Genomic DNA, 21,297 nt, shown 5'->3' with positions numbered 1-21,297 from the left:
TAAAGATGCAAGGCACAACCACCGAAGAGCGGAGAACAGAGGCCGAAAACTATAACTATGCATTGCAACTCAAATATGCAGCAGTCTATGGTGGAGATATGATTAAAGCAAGCAACTATAATTATTGGCGTATCCAAGATGAATGCGGACGAATTACAGAGCAAGAATACCCGCTAAAATATAGCCACTTGTACAGCCGTCACTTTTTTACGCATGTATTCGACTATGGCGTGCACGACCTATATCCTTGGCTTGATTCGCAATTTCCCGAACTAGATACTATCGACGCCGAATACATTGATGCATTACTGGAAGAAGCAACAGAGTACGGATTCTTTAAGGATGGGTGGATATGTGTACTTCATAGCGACGGGAGAATGTGGGTACATGACAATGCAGATGAAGCTAAAGCTATGGGCTGGCTTGCAGATTCAGTTACCAGTGACCATTTCTATGGTGGTGACAGAAATGTACAGCGCGCCGACTATCTGAGAAGATGGGTAGAAAAACGATTGTCGGCAACTATTGAAAGCAGTGTTAAGCCAACACCTTACAAAAGCCTGTATGAGGCTTTGTGTGGAGGTTTCACCCCTGGTCAACTAGATACCCTACTTAGCAACGAGTACTTAGCAATGTATGACTACAGGCAAAAAGAACCTACGGCAGCAGCGAAGCCTGGTATGTGGGCTAGCTTGGTTTGGGCTCTTAAACTTCGCGAGTTTTTACCTTCTAAGCTCTCGGCTTCACTTGCGGAAAAGTTGCTGAAAGTCACATTCGGCGCCGACGTAAGCAAGTCACAGATAACCCTGTTGGGCAGGCAAGAAATTGATGCAGGGACACGCGAACCACACAGAGGAACCGAAGTAGCTCGTATATACAACGCGCTAAAAACTATCAAAGCAGACAAATAGATGAGCCGTTACGAGTCTTTTTAAGCCGACCGGCCACGACCTATCGGATGTTGTCAGCTTGCAGCGTCAATACCGGACAACACCATTCCCGGGGTGACAATGCAGCATGCAAACAGAAACCATTATCACCGCCAGGCTTACCCCAGCCGAGCTAGTAGAACTGCTTCGCCCTATGATTCGCTTTGAATTGGGGCAGCTTTTAACCAGCGTACCAGCCGCCGCCGAAGCTGAGGAATTACTGACTGTGCGGGCAGCCGCAACGCTACTTAATGTGTGCCCACAGACGGTGCACGATTGGAAGCGGCGCGGCGTGCTGCCGTACCACAAGATGGGCGGCCGCACTTACCTAAAGCGTGCTGACCTCTTGAACGCACTTCAGGCCCACCAACGGTCGGAGAAACCAGCGCGCAAGGAAACGGCCCGCCCAGTCATGCGCAAAATGGCATAGTCCGGCCCCGCCGTGTACGACTATGTAAACCTGCGCGCCACGTTGCCCGATAGCGAGGCAGAGCAACGACTAGGCCGTGCCCCGGCCTTTGCCAGTAGCGACGGCGCCACCGATGCGAAGGGATGGGTCAGAGTACAACACCGAGGCCTACGGATTGACTATTTCCCTGAGACAAGGAAGGTTCGAATCCGTGGTTCTCTGCACACTTTTGCCCAGGGCCACAACCTTGGCCGCTTCACTGCTGCTGACGTGACAAAGGCCTGTGCCGATGTGGCCGCCGTTGTTGACCTACCACCGGAAAGCCTAGCAGTGGTAGGCCTGGAGGCTGGCTTGAACATTCCTTCGGCCAACTCGCCCCGGCCGTTCCTGGAAAACTTGGCGAGCCACAAGGGCGCCCCCTTCGCGGCCATGAAGCCACCCAACGGCGCCACCCGGCCCCTGGAGTACGGCGCCTATCATAGCGACTACTGGGTAAAACTCTATGATAAGGGCAAGTACAGCCAACTACAGGGCCGGCCACTGCCTGCCAACGGCCCGCCGCACTTGCTACGCTACGAGATTGTGTACCGACGCATTCGGCCATTATTGCGCCTGACAGGCCTTGAGAGCCTAACGCTTGCCGACTTACCCCGGCCGGAAGTAATGGCCGTTGTGCAGGCCGATATATCTACTCACTGGAAACTTACGCACCACCGCACCATGCAAAACCCAGATTATACAGGGCTCAACTTCTCAGATGCTACGCTGCTAGTCGTGGCCGACAACCTAGCATTTTGGGCGGCCATGAAGAAAAGTCAGCCGGCCAGCACATACAAACGCCACCGACGCCGTGCTCAGGAGCTACTAGCCCAACGCGCCGAGGCCTCCCCGTATGACGAAGCACTGACCCAGGAACTAGCACGCTTGGATATAGCCCCGGCCGTGTAGGGCTAAGGCCCATATTTGACCCCTGTTTCCATGCATGTAATCACCTGGAAACCTCTCCTCCCAATCAGGCCCCTAGAACGAGCCGAAATACCCGGCCGGAGCCCCGATAATCACCCGAAGATTGATGCGTCGAAGCGGACCGAAGGGAGCATTCGACAAGGCACAGCGCCTAGCGTCACGGATTGCTGACGTTGTTTAGCCCGCACCTGTAGCGCACCAGCTACACACCACCCCAACCCCTGTATTTATTCACCCCCGTAGGAGCCCAAAACAGGACACTTCGGCCAAACCATGCCCACACTATGCATATCATACCCAGAAACACCCAATGTATTCACTACGAAGGGCAGTACTTCTTTTGTTTGGCAAATGCCAGCCGCTATTTCATAGCACCGAGCGGAGATATTCTATCTACGCGTAACGGCGGGCGTGCTCTATTGAAACCTGCGCCCAACAACAAAGGGTATTTGCATATAAGATTGCGTATGAATAGCGGCGAATGGCAAGGACATTTGGTCCACAGACTTGTAGCCACCCGATTCTTACCCAATACGGAAAATAAGCCCACTGTCAACCACCGCGATTCAAACCGTCAAAATAATGCGGCTGACAACTTGGAATGGGCCACCTATAAAGAGCAAGCTCACCACGCGCGAAGTACAGGATTAGCTACAGTTAAGCGTGGCCCCCAACACCACATGTACGGCACGCACCAGAGCGAAACAACGAAGGCTAGAATGGCGTCTGCCCACGTGGGGGAAGGACACCCCAAGTTCATAGGATGGTACATTACCCCTAACGGCCGCTTCGCTTCTGCTCGGGAAGGCGCAAGGGCTAACGATATTCATCATGGTCGACTAGTGCGAAATTGCAGAGAAGGCAAGATGGTTTCCGAGGGCTGGGATTTTGAGCAGGCCCAACAGGCGCACGCACTAGCAATAGCGGCATAGCCCCTCATGGACACACCCATTTTGCTGCCCTGCCCGTGGTGTGGCGCCCCGGCCGCCGTCGAAGTGTACTGCCCACCGTCGCCCTACGAGCCGGCACCTACAGAATACTTCATTAACTGCTCCCACGAGGGCGCGGGCTGCCCGGCAAACCTGGTATTCGTTGGCCCCTGCCTTACGCTAGCCGAGGCTGCCCGAAGATGGAACACCCGCGCGCCACCAGCTGCTTCACGCTAGGATTTTCAGCAGTGAGTGAGCTACACACAACCAATAGGCAGCCCGCACCCTTTCACCCCCTCTTGAACCGCCGATAGGGTAGGCGTTGGCCCACTCTCGGTTTCTTATACTCTGCATAAATAACACCCGCGCAAGATGCTGCAAATCAATGCGAAAGAATGGATTGTCAGGGCAATGCTAAACGATAGAGTCCGCAACGATACGGCCAAACAGTTTGGAATCCGGCCTAGTCATTTACAGGCACTTTCGGCCCTTTACTCACTCATAAAACGCGAGTTCCGGCCTGTTGGACCGGGTGAACTATACGCCAGCACCCCCATTAGCCCCACGCTTTTGCGCTCCTATGTGCGTATCCTGGTGCTGGGTGATTATGTCGAACGGTACCGGATTGACGGCCGGCCCCGGCTTCGGCTAACAAGTAAGGGCAACCACGTCATACTTGTGTATGCTCGGCGCCTACAGCAAGCGGTAGATCGGTACCTAGCAGCCTAGGCAGTGAGCGAGCTATACAGGGGCATCAAGTCTACATTTGCCCCCCTACCCACCCATCAAAGGAAAACGAAATCCCCAAACCGGGTACCCCAAAGAAGACACCCCGCCGGCCTACCCCATCTGCGCGCGAGTGGCTTAGACCTCCACAGAATTGCGGCGATTGAAACCCTAAAGCTACCCGGTTACTTGCCGGCCTGTGTCTGCTGGAAACGCAAAAGCAAATCGTCGTAGTCAGTTTGCAGCTGTTGGCGCCGTGCGGTTTCCGCTTCGAGTAAGGCCCAACACTGTGTTTCTTTGGCCTCCCCAGCAGCTTGCAGCATCAAGCCTTGCCCAGCTACAAGCCAATTCAAGTTTAGCTCAGGGCAGGCCACCACCAGCTTTTCCAGCATATCCGCTGAAGGCTTGCTAGTCCGTTCGCTGCTGCCCACGAGGTAGCCAATAGCCGAAGGACTTACCCCCAGCTTCTTGCTAAGCGAAAACTTGCTTTGACCTGTCTGCTCCAGAAAGGTTGCCAAACGGGTATTGATTGTTTCTTTCACAACTGAGAAATAAACCGAGGCTATTGCTTGCTTTTAACTTCACAACTGTGAATATTTACCACAGTTGTGCAACAAATATTGCCCTTTCCTTTTATTCCATCACCAGCCCCACCCCTGCCTACTATGAATTATATGCCCTTGCCCACGACTTATTACCATGAGCTATACGTGCCTCTGTCGCCAACCCTGTGCCGGGAGCTACGAATACTCCTGACGCCCGAAGAAACGCTGGCCGGCTGCCAAGTGTATGAGATGGAAGAGCCCACCCTAGGCCCCGCGCTGCCCCGTGGTAGCTACGCCGTTGTGCAGCCGTTGGACCCAGCCCAGTGGCCTACCATCCAACCCGGCGAACACTGTCTTGTGACACTCGAATACTTGGCAGATGGTACGCCTACTGGGTTTGAGAACAACTTTCTCAGCAATGAATTTGTACGCATTGTAGCGAACCAGCTGCGCACAGCGGGGACGCTAGCGGCAATTATCAGCAAAGACAACCCGCCGTATCCTACGGTCTGCACATTCGAAACAGAGGAGTACGCCCAACCGGACGCGTCGGAGTACTTGCGCGAAATAGGCCGGGTGCTACGTGTCATCTTATTGCCCGTTATCCTATGAGCACGCGAGTACTTGCCCAATTCAGCGCCTAGGCCCGCGTCCGCAGTGTCATCGCGCGGGAAATGGCTATCAGCACCGTGCAGCTGCGCTACCGGCCGCAACGCAGGTCGAGTAGCTGCCACCTCGGGCCGGCGGCCTACCGGCTATACCCTGTCGCATTGCTCCTGAATACCCTGGAAATACTCCAGCTTATTTGGGAGCAATTCGACAGGGTATTTTTGTAGCAGCGTATTCATATTACTTGGCCTAAGATTTATTCATCACCAAACTCTATTTATTTACTACATTGCTTTATGACATTTTATCTTCTAAATCAGACTGTTATGCCTCTATCTCGCAGCTTCTTCCTATTGGGTGTGTTCATGCTCCTGCTGTCTGCACCTATTCGTGCCCAACAGCGGATACTGTATCAAGCAGGCAACGATGGGCAACTGCTCACCAAAGCACAAGTAGATGCCGAAGTCCAGCAACTCCGAGAAAAGATGAAGGCAAATAATATGGGCGCCTATGTAGAAGTCAAAGACAGGGTATTACGGCATGATACCGTCGTGTATCGCTATGGCATTACCTTGGCCTCGCTGAGTTCGGTGGCGGAGCACGAGAAGCGCGAACAACTCATTGGACAGCCCTTACCTGCCTTCTCGTTGCGCGATCTGAACGGGAAGCTCATCACCTCCGCTAGCTTGCAAGGCAAGCCGGTGGTACTGAACTTCTGGTTCACCACTTGCGCTGGCTGCATTAGTGAAATGCCTGCCTTGAATGAGGTGATGGCAGCACCCAATAATAAAGGCATTACGTTCCTCGCGCTTACCTATGAGAAGCCGGAAAAAGTGCGGGACTTCTTGCAAAAGCGCGCGTTTGCGTTTCAACATTTACCAGCTGCACAAGCTTATTGTGATCTGTTTACACAAGCCTATCCCATCACGGTTTTTGTAGACAAACAAGGCATTATCCGTTCTATTCAGGGGCAGTTACCATATATTGGTCCAGCCGTAACACAGGCCCAACGCGTCTTAGCTGCGGATGGAACGAGCTACTTGGATGCAACTGATCTATACCATGCGCTAGACGAAATCCGCTAACCAGCTAGCCATAATAGTACGGGCTTTTCTACCGAATATTATTTGGTAGAGTATTAATATACAGGTATTTAACCAAACAAAATACTTTTATGATGCTGGAGTATCTACTAGGTTTGCTGCATGGAAGTATACACGAAACAGGAGTTGGCGCCGTGGCTGGAACGCATCGAACGGCTTAGCCAGCAAGTACAGGAATTACAGCAAGCCCAGCTGGACTGGGTACCCTTACCCGAGGCCATGCGCCTATCGGGCCGTAGCCGGGCCTGGTTCTACCTTCGGCGCGACCGAGGCACGCTACCCATTACGATGCTGCCGCGAGAGGCCGGCAACCGTCGCACCATGTATTCACGCACTGATTGTGTGGCCTATGGTCGGGAAAACCGCACCCTTCCCCCGGCCGGGCTATGACGGAAATCTATACCAAGGTTGAGATTGACGAGCTATTGCAGAAAGCTCTAGCCCCCTTGGTACAGATGATTCAGCAGCTTCAGCAAGCCTTGCCCGATTGGGTGCCGCTGGAGGAAGCGCAACGACTCACCGGCCGCAGCCAAAGTTGGTTTCGCGACCAACGTAATCGAGGCAAACTCCCTATTGCAATGCTGCCCCGAACGCCAAGGAGCCGCCGCGTAATGTACTCGCGCAAGGATTGTATAGCCTACGGGATTAAGCGCCAAATCTTGCCGCCGTGGTACCCAGGGGAACAGCCTAAGTAAAGCAGAAGCCCGCTAGACTATCTAGTGGGCTTCTTGGTTTCGTGCTTGAGCAATCGGCGTAAAATTGTGCCGATTGGATAGCTCAGACTAAGTTGATTCTTCGCGGCCAAGTATTGCCCCAGCCGGCCGCGCTAAGTACCGTTGTATAGGTGGTGCCGTTGTGGGTCACGGCGCACTGTTCCCCGGTTAGGTTGGCATCTACGGCGCCGATCTGCACACCTCCCACGAAGAACATAACGCCACAATACCGGGTCCAGTCGTTGGGGATAAGATTGAACTTGAACTGAGTACCGGGAGCCCCGCACCAAGAGACGCCAATAGTCTGGGCATGGGCAGGTTTTTCCGGACCATCACCAGCAAGAATCATAGAGAAAGAGGTAGTTGCCATATGGTAAAGTTACCCATTTGCGGCCTGAAAAACGGCCGATAAAGGCTGTGCAGCACCGAACAAAACTATATTGCTGCGGCCCTATGTTTTGTGGTCAATTATTTGCAAGCTAGCGGACTATATCAATAATAACGTATGAGAAAACTACTACTATTCTGCTCTCTGCTGCTATTGGGCAGCACGGGCGCCACCACCCCAACCCCGGCCGGCTATTCGATGGAGGCCGACAGCCACGCCAGGGCCACGACGACCGTTTATATCTGCAACAATGGCAAGACGGCCGTTTATCACAACGATACGGATTGCTCAGCCATGAAGCGCTGTACCCATGAGACGGTGACAACTACAGAAACTAAGGCTCAGGGCGCTGGGAAGCGTCGGTGTATGAAGTGCTTTTAGGCGTGGGCAGATTCCTTTACCAAGGTCAACCATCTGCACCACTGCCGCACGTTTGTGCACAAATAGGAGCCGAGGGATTATGCAGTGTATATTGACTTGTCGGAGTTGTAGAAAAGACACTTCAGCATACACTTTGTGTTTTATTTAAACTAAAACACAAAAAATTGCGTTTATTTGTGTGAGTTCTGAAAGACTGCTCGACGGTCTATCCGCAAGGTGGTAGGAGTTCCCCGGGGCAGTCGAAAGGCTGTCCCTTTCTCTTTATAGTAATTTTATATACGTTGGTGTACTGCCACCTATTCGTCTATTAAGTACTGGATCAAGCCGCAGATAATAGTTTCTTGCTCCAAACTTCTTCACATTTCTATTTGGCTCGAAGTATTGCCGAGCGAAATACGCAACCACATCAGTAATTTGATGAATTAGGGAAGAAGTAGAATCCTTGTAAAAGGGGTCTTCTATAATATATTGTAGCTGTAAGTTTCTGTACGACTGGCCTTGCTGAGCAAAAAAAAGATTGACTTGGGACTGCATTAAAATGCCGCATTTTTCGCAAAAGCCCAGTTAATTTCTTTGCGTCAGTATTATCCGGAATGATCATGCCCTGCTGATCAGAAAATCCCCCAGGGAAATTTTTGTGTTGTATCGTATTCTCGAAACGCTGTATTAGAACCTGCCAGGCTTGTTCAAAGACATTATATTTTGGAGGCTTCCCTTGTTTGTCTATCACTACTGTGATGACATGTACGTCATTGCGTGAGGCTAACCAATCTATGCATTGCCGCAGAATATAGAGTTTAACATGCCTCGGCGTACCTGATAACGGTTGCCCATGTTGCACAAATGGATTAGCATGTATCTCTGCCCGTACTTTTAATCCATGTGTTACTCGCAAGTTTCGTCTAAAAACAACTAGATCGTTAACAATAGCAGTCCAGTTAGTTTCGTGAATTACTAATCCGGTAAGTGCAAAATATCGGCTGGGGCTATTGACCAATCCAGTATCGCCGCTCTCATCTATATATAGATAATACATAAGTCATGGTGAGATTTGTCCTGAAATATAGGACTATTCACCATTGACTCTGTAATTTATTCCCCTGCCAACTGCCCTACCGTCACCATACGCCCCACTCAACCACTGTGTTAGTGGCAATAATGCACCATCCCCTTGGTTGTTGCAGGGCTACATACTTTACTGCTTCACTATGCGCACTTGTCGCACAGAGGCATCTTGAGCTACACGTAGCATATACACACCACTTACTAGTCCTTGCAGCGACACCCGGCGCTGGGCTGGCTGCTGAAGCACCAAGCGGCCTAGTCCGTCGTACACGCTAACTTCAGCGCCGCTAGTTATGCCCGTTAGCTGCACTTCGTCTACACACGGGTTGGGGTATACCTGTATGGCTGTTGCTGGGGTCGCCTGTCCAACTGGTAACGGCGTGCCGATAACCACCTGCACCTCGTTACTCACCTGCTGAGCCAACGCCCCGCTGGTCACGCGGGCTGTGTAAGTACCCGACAACGTGGCCGCGTATGTATCTTTGATGGCCCCGGCAATTGGCTCCCCATTGCGGTAGAACTGAATGGTTTGTCGGGGGAGTGGCCGCAACTCTACGTCGGTGTTCAGGAAGATAAAGAAGTAGGTGGTATCCCGGTAAGTGAGGGCGCAGGCTTGGTTTAAGTAGGGCGCAGTAAAGTCCACAGAGGCCAGTTGTTGCCCACGTAGGTAGACGAGCATATTGGCCGGGAATGGGTCGCCAGTGGGCGCGGGCGCATTAAATAGGAAGTCTACGCCCGCTGGGGCGCCTAAGGTAATCGGCCCTTGATTCGGGAAGGAGTTGGGAAAGTCGCCGCGCAATGTCGTGTTCAGGCCCGCTCGCTGCACTGCCAGGGGCACCGTGCCACCCGTTGCGACTGTAGTGGGACCAGTTGCCAGGAGGGAGATATTTTGCGCATGCAGGGCAGAGGCGGATAGCAAAATCAGCCACAAAAGGCATAGAGTAATAGAAGTTTTCATTAGAAATAAGACGCTAAGAATAAGTTACACTGAAATATAGAGCTTATTATATAATTACAAGTGACACTCTTTAAAAGAGGCTAATTAATAGCCGTGTACCTCTACGCGTAACCCCAAAAAGCAAAAAGCCCTTTTTCGGTAAGAAAAGGGCTTCTCCGTAGAGTGGTTTGCTTTCTAGCTAACAAGGGTACTATTAGCTGCTGTCCCCTATAGTGACCCCTGTTAAATGAATAACCCGATTTCTGGCATGGAAAATGGGTTTATTGTAGCCGCGACGGGAATCGAACCCATATCAAGCGTTTAGGAAACGCCTATTCTATCCGTTGAACTACGCAGCCAGCGTGATTGCGCCACTCGGTAAAGATACGGGTATTTCAATTCGTCTTCCAAGTTGTTAACGGGTAAGAGCGCCGCCTGCTGCCTATCTTCGTATGAACGTTCTCCTCCTCTCCTTGTCTACTTCGTTGTATGGGCCTATTGGATGATTTGCGCGCCTCCCGCCGGGCAGCGGGTCGCCGTCCGGCCGTGGCTACTGCCGAAACTGACCACCGTACGCCGGCCCTGTTATGTATTCCAGACATTAGTGGCTTCACGCGCTTCATTCAGGAATCGGGTAGCCAGTTGGCCCCGTTCCTGGTAGCTGATCTACTCGAAATCCTCATTGAGGCCAATATTATCGGCATGCAGGTCAGTGAGATTCAGGGTGATGCTATTTTATTCTACCGCCTGGGGCCGCCACCTTCTATCCGGCAAATGGTGGAGCAGTGTCGCCGCATATTCCTCGATTTTCAGAACTACCTGCGCCTGGTAGAGCGCGACGCCGACTCGGAACTGGGTACTGCTTTGCGGGGCTACGAGCTGACGCTTAAGATTATTGTGCACTACGGCCCAGTAAGCGTGGCTCAGATCCGGCAGCACACCAAGCTGATGGGCAAGGAGGTGATTGTGGTGCATCGGCTACTCAAAAACAACGTAATGGGTAGCGAGTACGCCCTGTTTTCGGACAGCTACCTGCGCACGCAACCAGCCACCGACATTGCGCAGAGCTTCACCTGGACGCGCCTACTGCGGGGCTCTACCGCCTACGAACACTTAGGCCGCGTCCGCTACCGCTACGCCCACCTCACGCCCCTGCGTCAATTCCTGACAACGCCCGACGGCAGCGGCGGCGCTAGTAGCCAGAGCGGCGTGCTGAAAGTGCGCCGGGCGGTGCGGGTGCCAGCCGGATACGCCCTGCGGGTGGTCCGTAACTTCCGGCTGCGGCCTTCCTGGATGGAAAAAGCTACCGGCGTGCACTACGATGTAACCAAAGCCGGCCGCCTGGGCACCAGCTACAAGGTAGATGTAGGCAACGGGCAAATTGACTTTCAAACAGTACAGCTATTCGAGGAAGAGGCCGACCGCCTAGAGTACGTGGAGAAGATTTCGCACTTCCGGCTTTTCCCCAACTCGTTGCTGTTCTTCTTCATTGAAGCCGTAGATGACCGTTCCTGCTTGGTCACGCTGGAATTTCAGTATGGCCATGTAGCCAGCCAGCAACGAAGTATCCGCACAGGACAGTTGCGCCGCATGCGCCGTTTTCTGGGGTACTCCATCTTAAAGCTAGCCGCGCTCTGCGAGCGGATGTACGAGCGGCGGTAGGGTTTTTAAAGGATAAGGTAAGAAGTCTGTCATCCTGAGCATTCCGCGCATCAAGCGGCGACGAAGGACCTTCTCACGTGCGAACGACTATCGTAACAACGACTTGTTCTCGCGTAACAAGGTCCTTCGTCGCCGCTTGATGCGCGGAATGCTCAGGATGACAGACTTTTTATCTTCAAAAACTTCTGCCCTCCTATTCTCACACCCTCATACCCTACAGCTTATACAGCAGCACAATACCAAACGATAACGCCGTAAGAATCAAACCTACCATGAAGATGGTGTAGCTGACGCGTAGTAGACGATACTTGCGCGAGAGTACCTCGCCGAGGTAGTACACGTCCGTTACCATGTTGGTGTAGAGCGCGTCTTTCTGGCGCATCAGCTCGCGCATGCCACCTTGAAAATCGTCGAGGTTGAGCTTAGTAAAGTTGCCGAAGAAAAGCAGGTTGACGCGGCGGTTAGTGGCAATTTCGGGGCTCTTTTTCAGCCATTTAAAGCTCGTTACGTCGGGTTGGGCCGAGAGAATGGCCGACACCACCGAGCCCAGCGACGTGAGCAGCAAAATGCCCATGGGAATAGATAGCACCGGGTTGTGCGTGATGGCCGGGCTAAGCACCGCCGTTTTGCCGCCTACCTTGGTACCCAGGTAGGTGATGATAACCGAGATGAGTACGGCATTCAGCGAAATCATCATGTTGGCCTTTTTGTCGGCCATGTCCGAAAGCTTCATGTGGTTGCCGTACATGGTCCGAAACATAGTTTCGATGCCGCGCTTGGGCTCAGCGAAAGTTTCGGTGCGGGCTTTGTCTTTTTCCTTGCGCTTCTTCTCGGTTTTCTTCAGCAGCTTGCGCTGGTCCTTGATGTTTTCCTTTAGCTGCTCCTTGTATCGGCTTTTGGCCACGGTGGTGAGGAACTTGAACGACATCAGAAAATCGAGCTGCGACTCGGCCCAGCCTACATTGGAAAAGGTGCGGCCCTGGGCCACTTCCCACTCGGCGCGCAATAGCTCGGCACGGGCCGCAAAATCCTCGCGGCCGGTGTTGCTCATATCGGCATCTACCAGCAGGTGCTGTAGCTGGGTAGTGCGCGGCTCGTCGCGGTGCGTGGCCCGAATCATATCCAGAATCAGCGCAATGCGGTTGGTGGGGTACTGCTGTTCTTGCAGCCATTGCTCGGCCAGGGCCATGCTGCGGTACTCGTGCCCGTCGTATTCTTCGGTGTAGCCTGCGTCGTGAAACCACGCCGCTAGCACTAAGGCCTCTTGGTCTTCTTCGCTCAGACCGGCATCTTGGCCCAGCGCCCGCGCCTCCCGAACCGTATTCACGGTGTGGTCTAAATTATGATAGACAAGTTGCTTCGGCAGCTTTTCCTCGAAAAGCGTCGTTATATAAGCCTTGGCTTTCTTAACTATCTCGGCCTTAGTAGGCTGTAGCGTGGCGGTAGTTTCCATATAAAAGGAGAGGCTGAGGAAGCGCAACAAGCCCGGCTGGTGCACCCCATCGGTTTACAACGGGAATGCCGTCCGGAGGTTTTTGTGTGGCTCTATCCAAACTGTGAAGGCAGCATTTGCGTAGGGCTCTGCACCATGCAAATAAGGTGTCAACTCACCCGAACAGTGGAAATCCCTGAATAAGTTTACTGAAATTATCTAACTGAACAGCTGTAGAGCGGTTCACAGAGCATGAAGCGACACATAGTGGTCAAAGTTCTGTTTATTTCCTTCGTATGAGAAGAAAGATTTTGCATTATTTCCTGTCGCTGGCTCTTGGAGGATCGAGCGCACTGTCGGCACAGGGCCAAGCCACGCAAACGCCGCATCCGGAGCGGCCAAATTACCGTGGTGAGGGTAAGAACTGGGAGTCGCTGACGCCGCCTGATAGCAGCCAGCTGCGCTATACCGTTTTTCTGATTGGCGACGTGGGCAAGCCCGCCGACGCTAAGGTGGGCGGGGAGCCATCGTTGAACTTTCTGCGCCGCCAGATTCTGGCCGCGGGCCCTAAGAGCACCACCGTGTTTCTGGGGGACAACATCTACGAGTATGGCCTGCCCCCAGAAGATGCGTTTGACCGCAAGGTGTCGGAGGAGCGCATGGTGGCTCAGCTCAAAGCCCTAGAAGGTTATCAGGGCGAGAAGTACATGATTCCGGGCAACCACGACTGGAAGCAGGGCCACGACGGCAGCGTGGAGCAGGTGAACCGCGAGCAGGACTTCGTGGAAAATTACCTGAAGAGTGACTCCGCGGCGTTTGCCTACACCGGCGACTTTTTCATTCCGCGCGACGCCTGCCCCGGCCCCTACGAGATTCAGCTCAACGATAACTTGGTAATGATTGCCGTGAATTCGCAATGGTTTTTGCAGACCAACGGCGAGCGACCCTACGGCAACAACAACGACTGCGGCGTAGCCAACGAAACGGATTTCTTCACCCAGCTCGAAGACATTATTGCCCGCAACAAGAACAAGAACATCATGGTGGTGGCCCACCACCCGCTGTTTTCGGATGGCATTCACGGCGGCTACTTCACGTTCACGGACCACTTGTTCCCGCTGTCCATTGTCTATAAGTACGCCTATCTGCCGTTGCCCGTCATTGGCTCTATCTACCCGCTGGCGCGCAAGTATGGTGGCATCAGCCAAGACCTGCCTCACCCTCAGTACCAGGCGTATAAGCAGGGGATGATGGAGATTTTTGCTAAGTATCCCAACATCATCTACGCGGCCGGACACGAGCACAACTTGCAGTTTTTCCGCGAGCAGAACATGACGTTCGTTACCAGCGGCTCGGGTTGCAAAACCCAGCACGTGAAGCCGGGTAGGGGCGGCGACGCCGTCTTCTCTGATAAGGAAAAAGGCTTTGCCCGCGTGAACTACTACACCAACGGCGAGGTATGGACGGAGTACTGGATTCCGAATGAGCGGGGCGAAAACGGCCGCTTGGTGTTCCGGGCGCCTAACTACGCCTTGCAGAAGGATGTGGCTACCAAGCAGGTAGGCGGTACGCCGGGCCAAACGCTACCTAACGCGCCTCAGCGCGATTTCCGCGACAGCACCGTGACGGTAGCCATCAACCCGGAGTATAACGACCACAACGGCTTCCACAATCTCATCTTTGGCAAGCACTACCGCAAGGAGTGGGCTACGCCCGTAGCGTTTCCGGTGCTGGATCTGGCGCATGAGAAAGGTGGCCTGACGCCCTATAAGGTAGGCGGCGGCAAACAAACGGCCTCGCTGAAGCTTCGCAACGACGAGAACCGCAACTACACCCTGCGCAGCCTCGACAAAGACCCCGCCGCCGTGCTGCCCGAAGCCCTGCGCGATGGGGCGGCCCGCGACCTGTTGCAAGACCAGATTTCGGCCCAACACCCCTACGCGGCGTTTGCCCTACCCCCGCTGGCCTCGGCGGCGGGCATCTTGCACACTAACCCGGTGCCGCGCTTCATTCCGCAAGACCCTCGACTGGCACAGTACTACAACCGCTTCGCCAACACTACGGCTATGCTGGAAGAAGACGCCAAGGACGACCAGAGCAACGTGGCCTCGCTGGACTATGCCACCAACTTGGTAGGTACCGACCGTGTGATGGAGCGCCTGGAGCAAGACAACGACAACCAGGTAGACAAGAAAGATTTTGCCCGCTCGCGCCTGTTCGATATGTGGATTGGCGACTGGGACCGGCACGAAGACCAGTGGCGTTGGGCTGAGAAAAAGGACGAAGACGGCGACCGGAAGTTTACGGCTGTGCCCGAAGACCGCGACGTGGCCTTCTTTAAAGGTGACGGCCTGCTGCCCTACCTGGCCTCGCGGAAGTTTGCGGTGCGCAATTTCCAGAACTTCGGCAACGACTACGCCGACTGGCGCGGCCTGAACCTGACGGCCCTCAGCAACGACCGGCGCTTTCTTGGCGAGCTGACGCAGAAGCAGTGGGTGAAGATTGCCGAGGACATGAAAAACCGCCTCACTGACGCTGAGATTGAGCAGGCGTTCAAGAAGCAATGGCCCGCCGACATCTATGCCCTGCACGGCGCCGAGATTGTGGCCAAGCTCAAAAACCGCCGCGACCTGCTACCTCAACTAGCCGCCGACTACTACGGCATGCTGAACAAGGTGATAGAGGTGAAGGGTAGCCAGAAGCGCGAGCTGTTTGAGGTAGAGCGCCTACCCGATAGCAAGATGCACGTGACCATGACCAAAATCAGCAAGAAGGGCAACACCAATAAGGTGCTGTTCGATAAGGTGATTGATGGCGACGTAACCAAGGACGTGCGCCTCTACGGTTTTGCCGGCAACGATATTTACAAAGTCACTGGCCAGTCGAACGGCGGGCCTACCCTGCGCATCATCGGCGGTATTGATAAGGACACCATTACCGACAACTCGCGGGTAGGTGGCCTGTTCCGGCGCCACAAAACGCTGGTGTACGACAACGAGGTAGACTCGGCCAACGTCATCAACGCGGGCTCCGAAACGCGCCTGCACCTGGAACCCGGCAACGACGTGAGCCGCTACGACAACCCCAACCGTGCCGACCGCAAAGACTACCGCCTCAACTACTTCGGGCCGGCAGCCTACTTCGGCTACAACATTGATGATGGTTTGTTTGTGGGAGGTGGCGTAACGTACCGCACGTATGGCTTCCGGCGCGCACCTTTCGCTACCGAGCAAACGCTGGTGGCTAACTGGGCACCTTCGCGCAATGCTTACAACATTCGCTACACGGGTACTTTTGTGGATGTGCTAGGCAAGTTTGATTTGAAAATCAACAGCCAGCTCTACGGGCCGCAGCTGCTCTACAACTACTTCGGTAAGGGCAACGACTCGCGCAACATCCTGGCCGAGCAGACCGATGACCGGGTGCGCAACCGCGAAATCAACGATAACTACCGCGTCCGCTTCTCGCGCCTGTACGTGGCGCCTATGCTGGAGAAGGACGTGTTCAGCTTCCTGAAAGTCGGCTTTGGCCCGCAGTACGACCAGTTCCGGGTGTCGACGTTTGACGTGGGCAACCAGATTCAGCAGGGCATCAACAACGGCTACACTGGCGCGGCCCTAGGCATTCGGCCTTCCGATTTCCAGCTGAACCGCTACCTGGGCGCCAAGGCCTACATGAATATCGACGCGGTTAGCTCGCCTAAGAACCCGCGCATTGGCTTGCGCTGGTACAACAGCGCCGAGTTCAACCACCAGTTGGGCGGCGAGGAACTGAACTACGGCCGCATTGCCTCGGAGTTCCGCGCCTACATCAGCCCCAACTTTCCCTTCCAGCTTACCTGGGCCGGCCGCGTGGGCGTGGCGCACAACATCGGCGACTACCGCTTCTACCAGGCCAACACCTTGGGCGGACAGTCTAACGCCACCATTGCGGCGGCCAACCTGCGCGGCTACCGCCGCACGCGCTACGCCGGCCGCAGCTCGCTCTACGGCAACCTGGAAGCCCGCTTGCAGCTCTTCACCTTTAACGCCTACCTGGTGCCCGGCAAGTTTGGTATTCTGGGCCACACCGATGCTGCCCGCGTGTACTCTGGCAACGATGTGCAAACCGGCCTAAAGGCCTTTCATACGTCCTATGGTGGCGGCATCTGGATTGACGTGCTGAAGCAAGCCGTACTGAATGCGACCTATTCGGTGGGCGAGGAGAAGCTGATTTTCGTCGGATTCGACTTCCTGTTTTAGTAATTTCCAATTGTCATCCTGAACGCAGTGAAGGACCTTCTCAAGCCAGAACGGCTAGCGTAGCAACGACTCGTTCTAGCTTGAGAAGGTCCTTCACTGCGTTCAGGATGACAATTGGAAACAACCAGTACCCTTTTTCGGGAAAAGACGTTAAGAGCAACACTTAACGTCTTTTCTTTTGTAGGACACGCTCATTTTCGCGTACATGACGCTACTCTATTCTCTGAAATTACCGGCTAAGGCGACGCTGCTGAGCGTGGGGCTAAGCCTGGGATTTCATTTCGCCGTTGCGCAGGAAGTGCCGCCGCGCACGCCTGTATACCCCGTTCCTGCCCCCGCCCCCTCCGATAGTGTTGGGATAAGCGAGGTAGGACAGGAGGCTGAAGCCCGCGAGTTTGCTGTGCCATCGGTTATTGGGATGGGACCCAGCAAAGGGATTGTGGCCCACATCGAACGTTTGAGCGACTTCCAGATCACGACCAAGACCAAAAGCAATACGGAGGGGGTAGCTGATGTGAACACGAAGACTACCGTCACTAAAAACAGTCGGGCCTTCATCAAAGCCTACGCGCCGCTGTGGAACCACCCTCACCTGAAGGTGATTCTGGGCGTGAACTACGACCGCGAGGAATTCCAGTTCAAGAACCCCGATGCGTCGCCGTTCTATCGCAACCTGGAAGACAAGGGCCTGAAAACGCTGGGTGCCCAACTGGCCGCCATCCGGCCCATCGACGAGGTGCATTGGTACCTGGCCCGCGTGAAGGGCGAGCTGAACGGCGATTACACCTCCGAGAGCAGCGACCTGAGCTTCAACGACTACCTGAAAATGTCGGGTGAATTTATCTACGGCTGGAAGCGCAGTGCGCGGTTTGCCTGGGGCATTGGGGCGCAGCTGAGCTACACCTTCGGGCGGCAGAGTATCTACCCTGTTATTCTCTACAACCGCACCTGGAACGAGCATTGGGGCGTGGAGTCGTTGTTTCCGGCCCGCGTCACGTTCCGGTACAACGTGAACGAGAAAACCCTGCTGCTGGGCGGCTACTCCGTGGATGGCCTCAACTACAATATTAAACTGCGTGAGCCTCTACCCAACAACAACCTCACGACCCTCATTATCCGCGAAACCGAGTTTAGGCCCCGTCTGCGCCTGGAGCGCGAAATCTACGATTTCCTGTGGTTTGGCATCGAAGGTGGCTACCGCTACAACGCCTCCTTCAACGGCTTTGATTACGATGGCAACCGCGGTTTCAGCCTGTTTCGGGCCGGCACCCGCCCCCGCATCATCGACAACACGCTGGGCGGTGCTCCCTACGCCAGCCTGGAAATCTTCATCGTACCTCCCCGCAAGCTGCTGAAGAAAACGATGGGGAAGTAGGGAGTAGGGGTAAGAGGGTAGGAGGGTGTGGGGCAGGAAGGTTGTCATCCTGAGCTTGCGAAGGACCTTATCACGCGTGAACGAGTCGTTGTTATGACCACTGTTCTCACGTGATAAGGTCCTTCGCAAGCTCAGGATGACAACCTTCCTACCCCCACACCCTCCTACCCTTACTTCCTGCCCTTCTTCTGCGTCAGATTCTTTAGGTATTCGTAGGTGGCGAGTTGGGCTTGCATGGGGGCGGCGCCTTCTTCGGCTTGGATGAAATTGTTGTGATAGTCGCGCGACTTCAAGTTGTCCTGGCGCTGGAAATCGAGTAGCAGGCGCACTTCGGCGCGTAGCTTGTCATCGAGAATGGGGAAGGCTACCTCCACGCGGCGGCTGAGGTTGCGTGCCATCCAGTCAGCGGAGGCCACGTACACCAACTCCTCGCCGCCGTTGCCGAATACATACACACGGGCGTGCTCCAGGTAGCGGTCCACAATGCCTTGCTGACTGATGTTGTCGCCCAGGCCCGCCGCGTCGGGTATCAGGCAACTAATGCCTCGGATGAGCAGCTCTACCCGCACGCCGGCCTGGCTAGCCTGGTAGAGCCGCTTAATCATGTCCTCATCCTGCAAGGCATTCAGCTTTAAAATGATATATGCCTCCTGGCCGTTCTGGGCGCGCTCAATTTCTGCGTCTACCAGCGCATCTAGGCGGGTGCGCAGGTCGAAGGGCGCGGCCAGGATGTGCTCCAAGTTGGTGGGCGGCTGCCGGTCGTGGAAATAGCGGAACAGCGCGGCCACCTCCTGCGTCAGGCGCGGGTCGGCCGTAAACAGGCCGTGGTCGGCGTAGATGCGGCTAGTGGCCTCGTTGAAGTTGCCGGTGCTGAGGTAGGCGTACTGGCGGTTCTGCTCATTCTCAGTGCGCGTAATCATCAGTAGCTTGGTGTGCACCTTCAGCTCGGGCATACCCATAATCACATCGGCGCCGGCTTTCTGGAGCTTATCGGCCCAGAAAATATTGGATTCCTCGTCGAAACGGGCTTTCAGCTCCACTACCACGGTCACCTGCTTGCCTTTTTTCAAGGCTTTCAGCAACGACTTTACCACCTCGCTCTTGCTGCCCGCCACCCGGTAGAGTGTGATGCTAATGCTGTTGACCAGCGGATCGGCCGCGGCCTCGCGCAGCAGGTTCACGACGTAGCTGAACGACTGGTAGGGCAGATGCAATAGGTGGTCTTGCCGGGCAATGGCCGCCAGCATGGTACCCGGCCGCGCCGGCAGGGTAGGGTGGGGTAGGGGTGGCTGCGGCTCGTACTGCAAGTGCGTCAGCTCGAAATCCGGGAAGCCGAAAAAGTCGCGGAAGTTGTGGTAACGGCTACCCTCCACCAGCTCGTCCTGCCCGATGCCGGTTTTCTGCATCACGGCGCGCAACACCTCCTTGGGCATGGCGGGGTCGTAGAGCAGGCGGGCCGGAAAGCCGGTTTCGCGCTTTTGCAGGCTGCTTTTGATCTTGGTGAGCAGGTTGCTCGATACTTCTTCCTGAATATCCAACTCGGCATCGCGCGAGAGCTTGATGGCCTGCACCTGCACGCGCTCATAGTCAGGAAACAACTCGTGCGCCCCCACCCGAATCACGTCGTCCAGAAACATCACGTAGTGCTCCTTGCCCTCGTCGGGTAGGCGCACAAAGCGGCCGCCGTGGCGCTTGGTGGGCAGCTCCATCACCAGCACGCGTTCCTCATCGGCCTGCTTTTTATTGGTGAGATGCGTCAGAAAAAAGGTGAGATACACCGACTGATCGCGCAGGAACAGGTGGTGCAGGTTATCGTCTAGAAAAACGGGGGAGAGCAAGTCGCGCACGTGCTCGTGGAAATACATTTGCACCCAGTCGCGCTGCGTGGGGCTCAGATCGTGGTCCGAAATCAGGTGAATGTGCTCCTGTTGCAAGCCCGGCAAAATCTGCTGCCGAAACGTGTCGCCGAAAGCCTGCTGCTGCCGCCCTACCTCCTGCAACACCGTTTGGAGCAGATCGGCGGGGTCCTCGCCCAGCTTGGCGCGGGTTTTCTTCTTGAGCTTCACTAGGCGGCGTAGCGTGGCCACGCGCACCTTGAAATACTCGTCGAGGTTGCTGGAAAAAATAGCCAAGAACTTCAGGCGCTCCAGCAGCGGCACATTGGGGTTTTGCGCTTCCTGCAACACGCGGTAGTTGAACGTCAGCCAGCTCAGTTCACGGTTGAGGAGGGGAAGCGCCGGAGGGGTAGGAGTGGACGTTGACATAAGGCGAAGCGGCTATTTCTGGTTCTTGGGCGTGTCGTAGAAGTAAAACTCTGCGTTGGCTTGGTCAATTTCCGCCCAGCGCTCTACCCGAAAGTGCAGGCATACAACGGCGCCCGTCGACATTTCATTGATGAGATTAGGCGAGAGCAGATTGGCAAAATCGGTGATGGTGTTGTTGTGGCCTACCAGCAGCACCGAGTTGGCCGTATCGGGGCACTCGCGCACTACCCGCAACAGATCTTTCACCTCGGCCCGGTAGATGCTTTCATCCACCACAATTTTATCGTGGGGGTAGTTGATTTCGCGTGCCACTAGCACGGCTGTGCTTTGGGCCCGCACGGCCGAGGAAGTCAGCAGCAGGTCTACCTTGATATTGCGCTCGGCCAGGGCCTGTCCCATCATAGGAGCGTCGTCGCGGCCTCGGTCGTTGAGTGGGCGCTGGTGGTCATTCAATTCGTCGTAGCTCCAGCTGGATTTGGCGTGGCGCATCAGGTACAGAATCTTCATGGGTAGGGGCACGGTGGGTAAGCACGTCTCTTTACTACGCCCCGGCCGAAATGGTTATCTGGGCCGGGTAGCGCTGCTGCCAGGTTGTGTGCAAGAAGAGAGCCGATATAGATGGC

At 54.8% G+C, this 21,297-nt stretch carries 18 protein-coding genes and 1 tRNA gene; 11 read left to right on the top strand and 8 right to left on the bottom strand.

Translation table 11 applies throughout. The features are described 5' to 3' along the window. Window positions 1-5: 5 nt before the first annotated feature. The 5 genes from F1C16_RS15755 (at window position 6) to F1C16_RS15735 (ending at window position 3,470) form a co-directional block, all read left to right on the top strand. A complete protein-coding gene (locus F1C16_RS15755) occupies window positions 6-911 on the top strand; it encodes a hypothetical protein (RefSeq protein ID WP_185281574.1) in 906 nt (301 codons plus the stop codon). 106 nt (window positions 912-1,017) lie between these two features. Continuing rightward, window positions 1,018-1,359 (top strand): helix-turn-helix domain-containing protein, encoded by a 342-nt coding sequence (locus F1C16_RS15750; RefSeq protein ID WP_185281573.1) that lies wholly within the window; start codon window positions 1,018-1,020, stop codon window positions 1,357-1,359. Between the two features lie 12 nt (window positions 1,360-1,371). Beyond that, entirely contained in the window at window positions 1,372-2,286 is a 915-nt protein-coding gene (locus F1C16_RS15745) for a hypothetical protein (RefSeq protein WP_185281572.1), read from the top strand. A 302-nt stretch (window positions 2,287-2,588) separates the two neighbouring features. Then, the gene (locus F1C16_RS23365; protein ID WP_219733338.1) at window positions 2,589-3,236 is read left to right on the top strand and encodes an HNH endonuclease; all 648 of its coding nucleotides are present in this window, start codon (window positions 2,589-2,591) and stop codon (window positions 3,234-3,236) included. 6 nt (window positions 3,237-3,242) lie between these two features. After that, window positions 3,243-3,470 (top strand): hypothetical protein, encoded by a 228-nt coding sequence (locus tag F1C16_RS15735; RefSeq protein WP_185281571.1) that lies wholly within the window; start codon window positions 3,243-3,245, stop codon window positions 3,468-3,470. A 674-nt stretch (window positions 3,471-4,144) separates the two neighbouring features. Here F1C16_RS15735 and F1C16_RS15730 read toward each other — a convergent pair. Further along, on the bottom strand, window positions 4,145-4,477 hold the full coding sequence (locus tag F1C16_RS15730) for a hypothetical protein (protein ID WP_185281570.1): 333 nt from the start codon (window positions 4,475-4,477) through the stop codon (window positions 4,145-4,147). A gap of 156 nt (window positions 4,478-4,633) precedes the next feature. On the opposite strand from F1C16_RS15730, the gene F1C16_RS15725 reads away from it, so the two are divergent. The 3 genes from F1C16_RS15725 (at window position 4,634) to F1C16_RS15715 (ending at window position 6,606) form a co-directional block, all read left to right on the top strand. Next, on the top strand, window positions 4,634-5,116 hold the full coding sequence (locus tag F1C16_RS15725) for a hypothetical protein (RefSeq protein ID WP_185281569.1): 483 nt from the start codon (window positions 4,634-4,636) through the stop codon (window positions 5,114-5,116). Window positions 5,117-5,439: 323 nt separating this feature from the next. Continuing rightward, window positions 5,440-6,198, top strand: coding sequence for a TlpA disulfide reductase family protein (locus tag F1C16_RS15720; protein WP_185281568.1), 759 nt, complete (start codon window positions 5,440-5,442; stop codon window positions 6,196-6,198). Between the two features lie 120 nt (window positions 6,199-6,318). Continuing rightward, a complete protein-coding gene (locus tag F1C16_RS15715) occupies window positions 6,319-6,606 on the top strand; it encodes a hypothetical protein (protein ID WP_185281567.1) in 288 nt (95 codons plus the stop codon). Between the two features lie 387 nt (window positions 6,607-6,993). Here F1C16_RS15715 and F1C16_RS15710 read toward each other — a convergent pair whose 3' ends face one another. The 4 genes from F1C16_RS15710 to F1C16_RS15695 form a co-directional block, all read right to left on the bottom strand. Further along, the gene (locus F1C16_RS15710) at window positions 6,994-7,299 is read right to left on the bottom strand and encodes a hypothetical protein (protein WP_185281566.1); all 306 of its coding nucleotides are present in this window, start codon (window positions 7,297-7,299) and stop codon (window positions 6,994-6,996) included. Window positions 7,300-8,104: 805 nt separating this feature from the next. Then, window positions 8,105-8,734: a DUF3800 domain-containing protein gene (locus tag F1C16_RS15705; protein WP_185281565.1), complete on the bottom strand. Its 630-nt coding sequence runs from the start codon at window positions 8,732-8,734 to the stop codon at window positions 8,105-8,107. A 159-nt stretch (window positions 8,735-8,893) separates the two neighbouring features. Continuing rightward, complete coding sequence (locus F1C16_RS15700; RefSeq protein ID WP_185281564.1) at window positions 8,894-9,721, bottom strand: T9SS type A sorting domain-containing protein; 828 nt, start codon at window positions 9,719-9,721, stop codon at window positions 8,894-8,896. A 266-nt stretch (window positions 9,722-9,987) separates the two neighbouring features. Continuing rightward, window positions 9,988-10,059, bottom strand: a tRNA-Arg gene (locus F1C16_RS15695). A gap of 130 nt (window positions 10,060-10,189) precedes the next feature. Between F1C16_RS15695 and F1C16_RS15690 the strand changes: the two genes are divergently transcribed. Beyond that, on the top strand, window positions 10,190-11,362 hold the full coding sequence (locus F1C16_RS15690; protein WP_185281563.1) for a DUF2652 domain-containing protein: 1,173 nt from the start codon (window positions 10,190-10,192) through the stop codon (window positions 11,360-11,362). 214 nt (window positions 11,363-11,576) lie between these two features. On the opposite strand, the gene F1C16_RS15685 is transcribed toward F1C16_RS15690, so the two are convergent. Beyond that, the gene (locus tag F1C16_RS15685) at window positions 11,577-12,815 is read right to left on the bottom strand and encodes a Pycsar system effector family protein (protein ID WP_185281562.1); all 1,239 of its coding nucleotides are present in this window, start codon (window positions 12,813-12,815) and stop codon (window positions 11,577-11,579) included. A 275-nt stretch (window positions 12,816-13,090) separates the two neighbouring features. On the opposite strand from F1C16_RS15685, the gene F1C16_RS15680 reads away from it, so the two are divergent. Continuing rightward, a complete protein-coding gene (locus tag F1C16_RS15680) occupies window positions 13,091-17,035 on the top strand; it encodes a metallophosphoesterase (protein WP_185281561.1) in 3,945 nt (1,314 codons plus the stop codon). A gap of 205 nt (window positions 17,036-17,240) precedes the next feature. Continuing rightward, entirely contained in the window at window positions 17,241-18,410 is a 1,170-nt protein-coding gene (locus F1C16_RS15675) for a DUF6268 family outer membrane beta-barrel protein (RefSeq protein ID WP_185281560.1), read from the top strand. 170 nt (window positions 18,411-18,580) lie between these two features. Here the strand turns inward: F1C16_RS15675 and ppk1 are convergent, their stop codons facing one another. Both ppk1 and F1C16_RS15665 read right to left on the bottom strand, forming a co-directional pair. Then, window positions 18,581-20,674, bottom strand: a complete 2,094-nt coding sequence (gene ppk1 / locus F1C16_RS15670) for a polyphosphate kinase 1 (protein WP_185281559.1) — start codon at window positions 20,672-20,674, stop codon at window positions 18,581-18,583. A gap of 12 nt (window positions 20,675-20,686) precedes the next feature. After that, window positions 20,687-21,181 (bottom strand): histidine phosphatase family protein, encoded by a 495-nt coding sequence (locus F1C16_RS15665; protein ID WP_185281558.1) that lies wholly within the window; start codon window positions 21,179-21,181, stop codon window positions 20,687-20,689. Window positions 21,182-21,297: the final 116 nt, after the last annotated feature.

Origin of the sequence: Hymenobacter sp. NBH84 (assembly GCF_014217645.1) — a bacterium.
Taxonomy (GTDB): Bacteria; Bacteroidota; Bacteroidia; order Cytophagales; family Hymenobacteraceae; genus Hymenobacter; species Hymenobacter profundi.
This window is presented reverse-complemented; position numbering and strand designations above follow the sequence as displayed.

Coding starts and splice junctions, on each gene's coding strand:
- F1C16_RS15755 (WP_185281574.1), top strand. CDS start 6: ATGCAAGGCACAACCACCGAAGAGCGGAGAACAGAGGCCGAAAACTAT.
- F1C16_RS15675 (WP_185281560.1), top strand. CDS start 17,241: ATGACGCTACTCTATTCTCTGAAATTACCGGCTAAGGCGACGCTGCTG.
- F1C16_RS15715 (WP_185281567.1), top strand. CDS start 6,319: ATGGAAGTATACACGAAACAGGAGTTGGCGCCGTGGCTGGAACGCATC.
- ppk1 (WP_185281559.1), bottom strand. CDS start 20,674: ATGTCAACGTCCACTCCTACCCCTCCGGCGCTTCCCCTCCTCAACCGT.
- F1C16_RS15750 (WP_185281573.1), top strand. CDS start 1,018: ATGCAAACAGAAACCATTATCACCGCCAGGCTTACCCCAGCCGAGCTA.
- F1C16_RS15705 (WP_185281565.1), bottom strand. CDS start 8,734: ATGTATTATCTATATATAGATGAGAGCGGCGATACTGGATTGGTCAAT.
- F1C16_RS23365 (WP_219733338.1), top strand. CDS start 2,589: ATGCATATCATACCCAGAAACACCCAATGTATTCACTACGAAGGGCAG.
- F1C16_RS15735 (WP_185281571.1), top strand. CDS start 3,243: ATGGACACACCCATTTTGCTGCCCTGCCCGTGGTGTGGCGCCCCGGCC.
- F1C16_RS15665 (WP_185281558.1), bottom strand. CDS start 21,181: ATGAAGATTCTGTACCTGATGCGCCACGCCAAATCCAGCTGGAGCTAC.
- F1C16_RS15710 (WP_185281566.1), bottom strand. CDS start 7,299: ATGGCAACTACCTCTTTCTCTATGATTCTTGCTGGTGATGGTCCGGAA.
- F1C16_RS15720 (WP_185281568.1), top strand. CDS start 5,440: ATGCCTCTATCTCGCAGCTTCTTCCTATTGGGTGTGTTCATGCTCCTG.
- F1C16_RS15700 (WP_185281564.1), bottom strand. CDS start 9,721: ATGAAAACTTCTATTACTCTATGCCTTTTGTGGCTGATTTTGCTATCC.
- F1C16_RS15690 (WP_185281563.1), top strand. CDS start 10,190: ATGGGCCTATTGGATGATTTGCGCGCCTCCCGCCGGGCAGCGGGTCGC.
- F1C16_RS15725 (WP_185281569.1), top strand. CDS start 4,634: ATGCCCTTGCCCACGACTTATTACCATGAGCTATACGTGCCTCTGTCG.
- F1C16_RS15685 (WP_185281562.1), bottom strand. CDS start 12,815: ATGGAAACTACCGCCACGCTACAGCCTACTAAGGCCGAGATAGTTAAG.
- F1C16_RS15680 (WP_185281561.1), top strand. CDS start 13,091: ATGAGAAGAAAGATTTTGCATTATTTCCTGTCGCTGGCTCTTGGAGGA.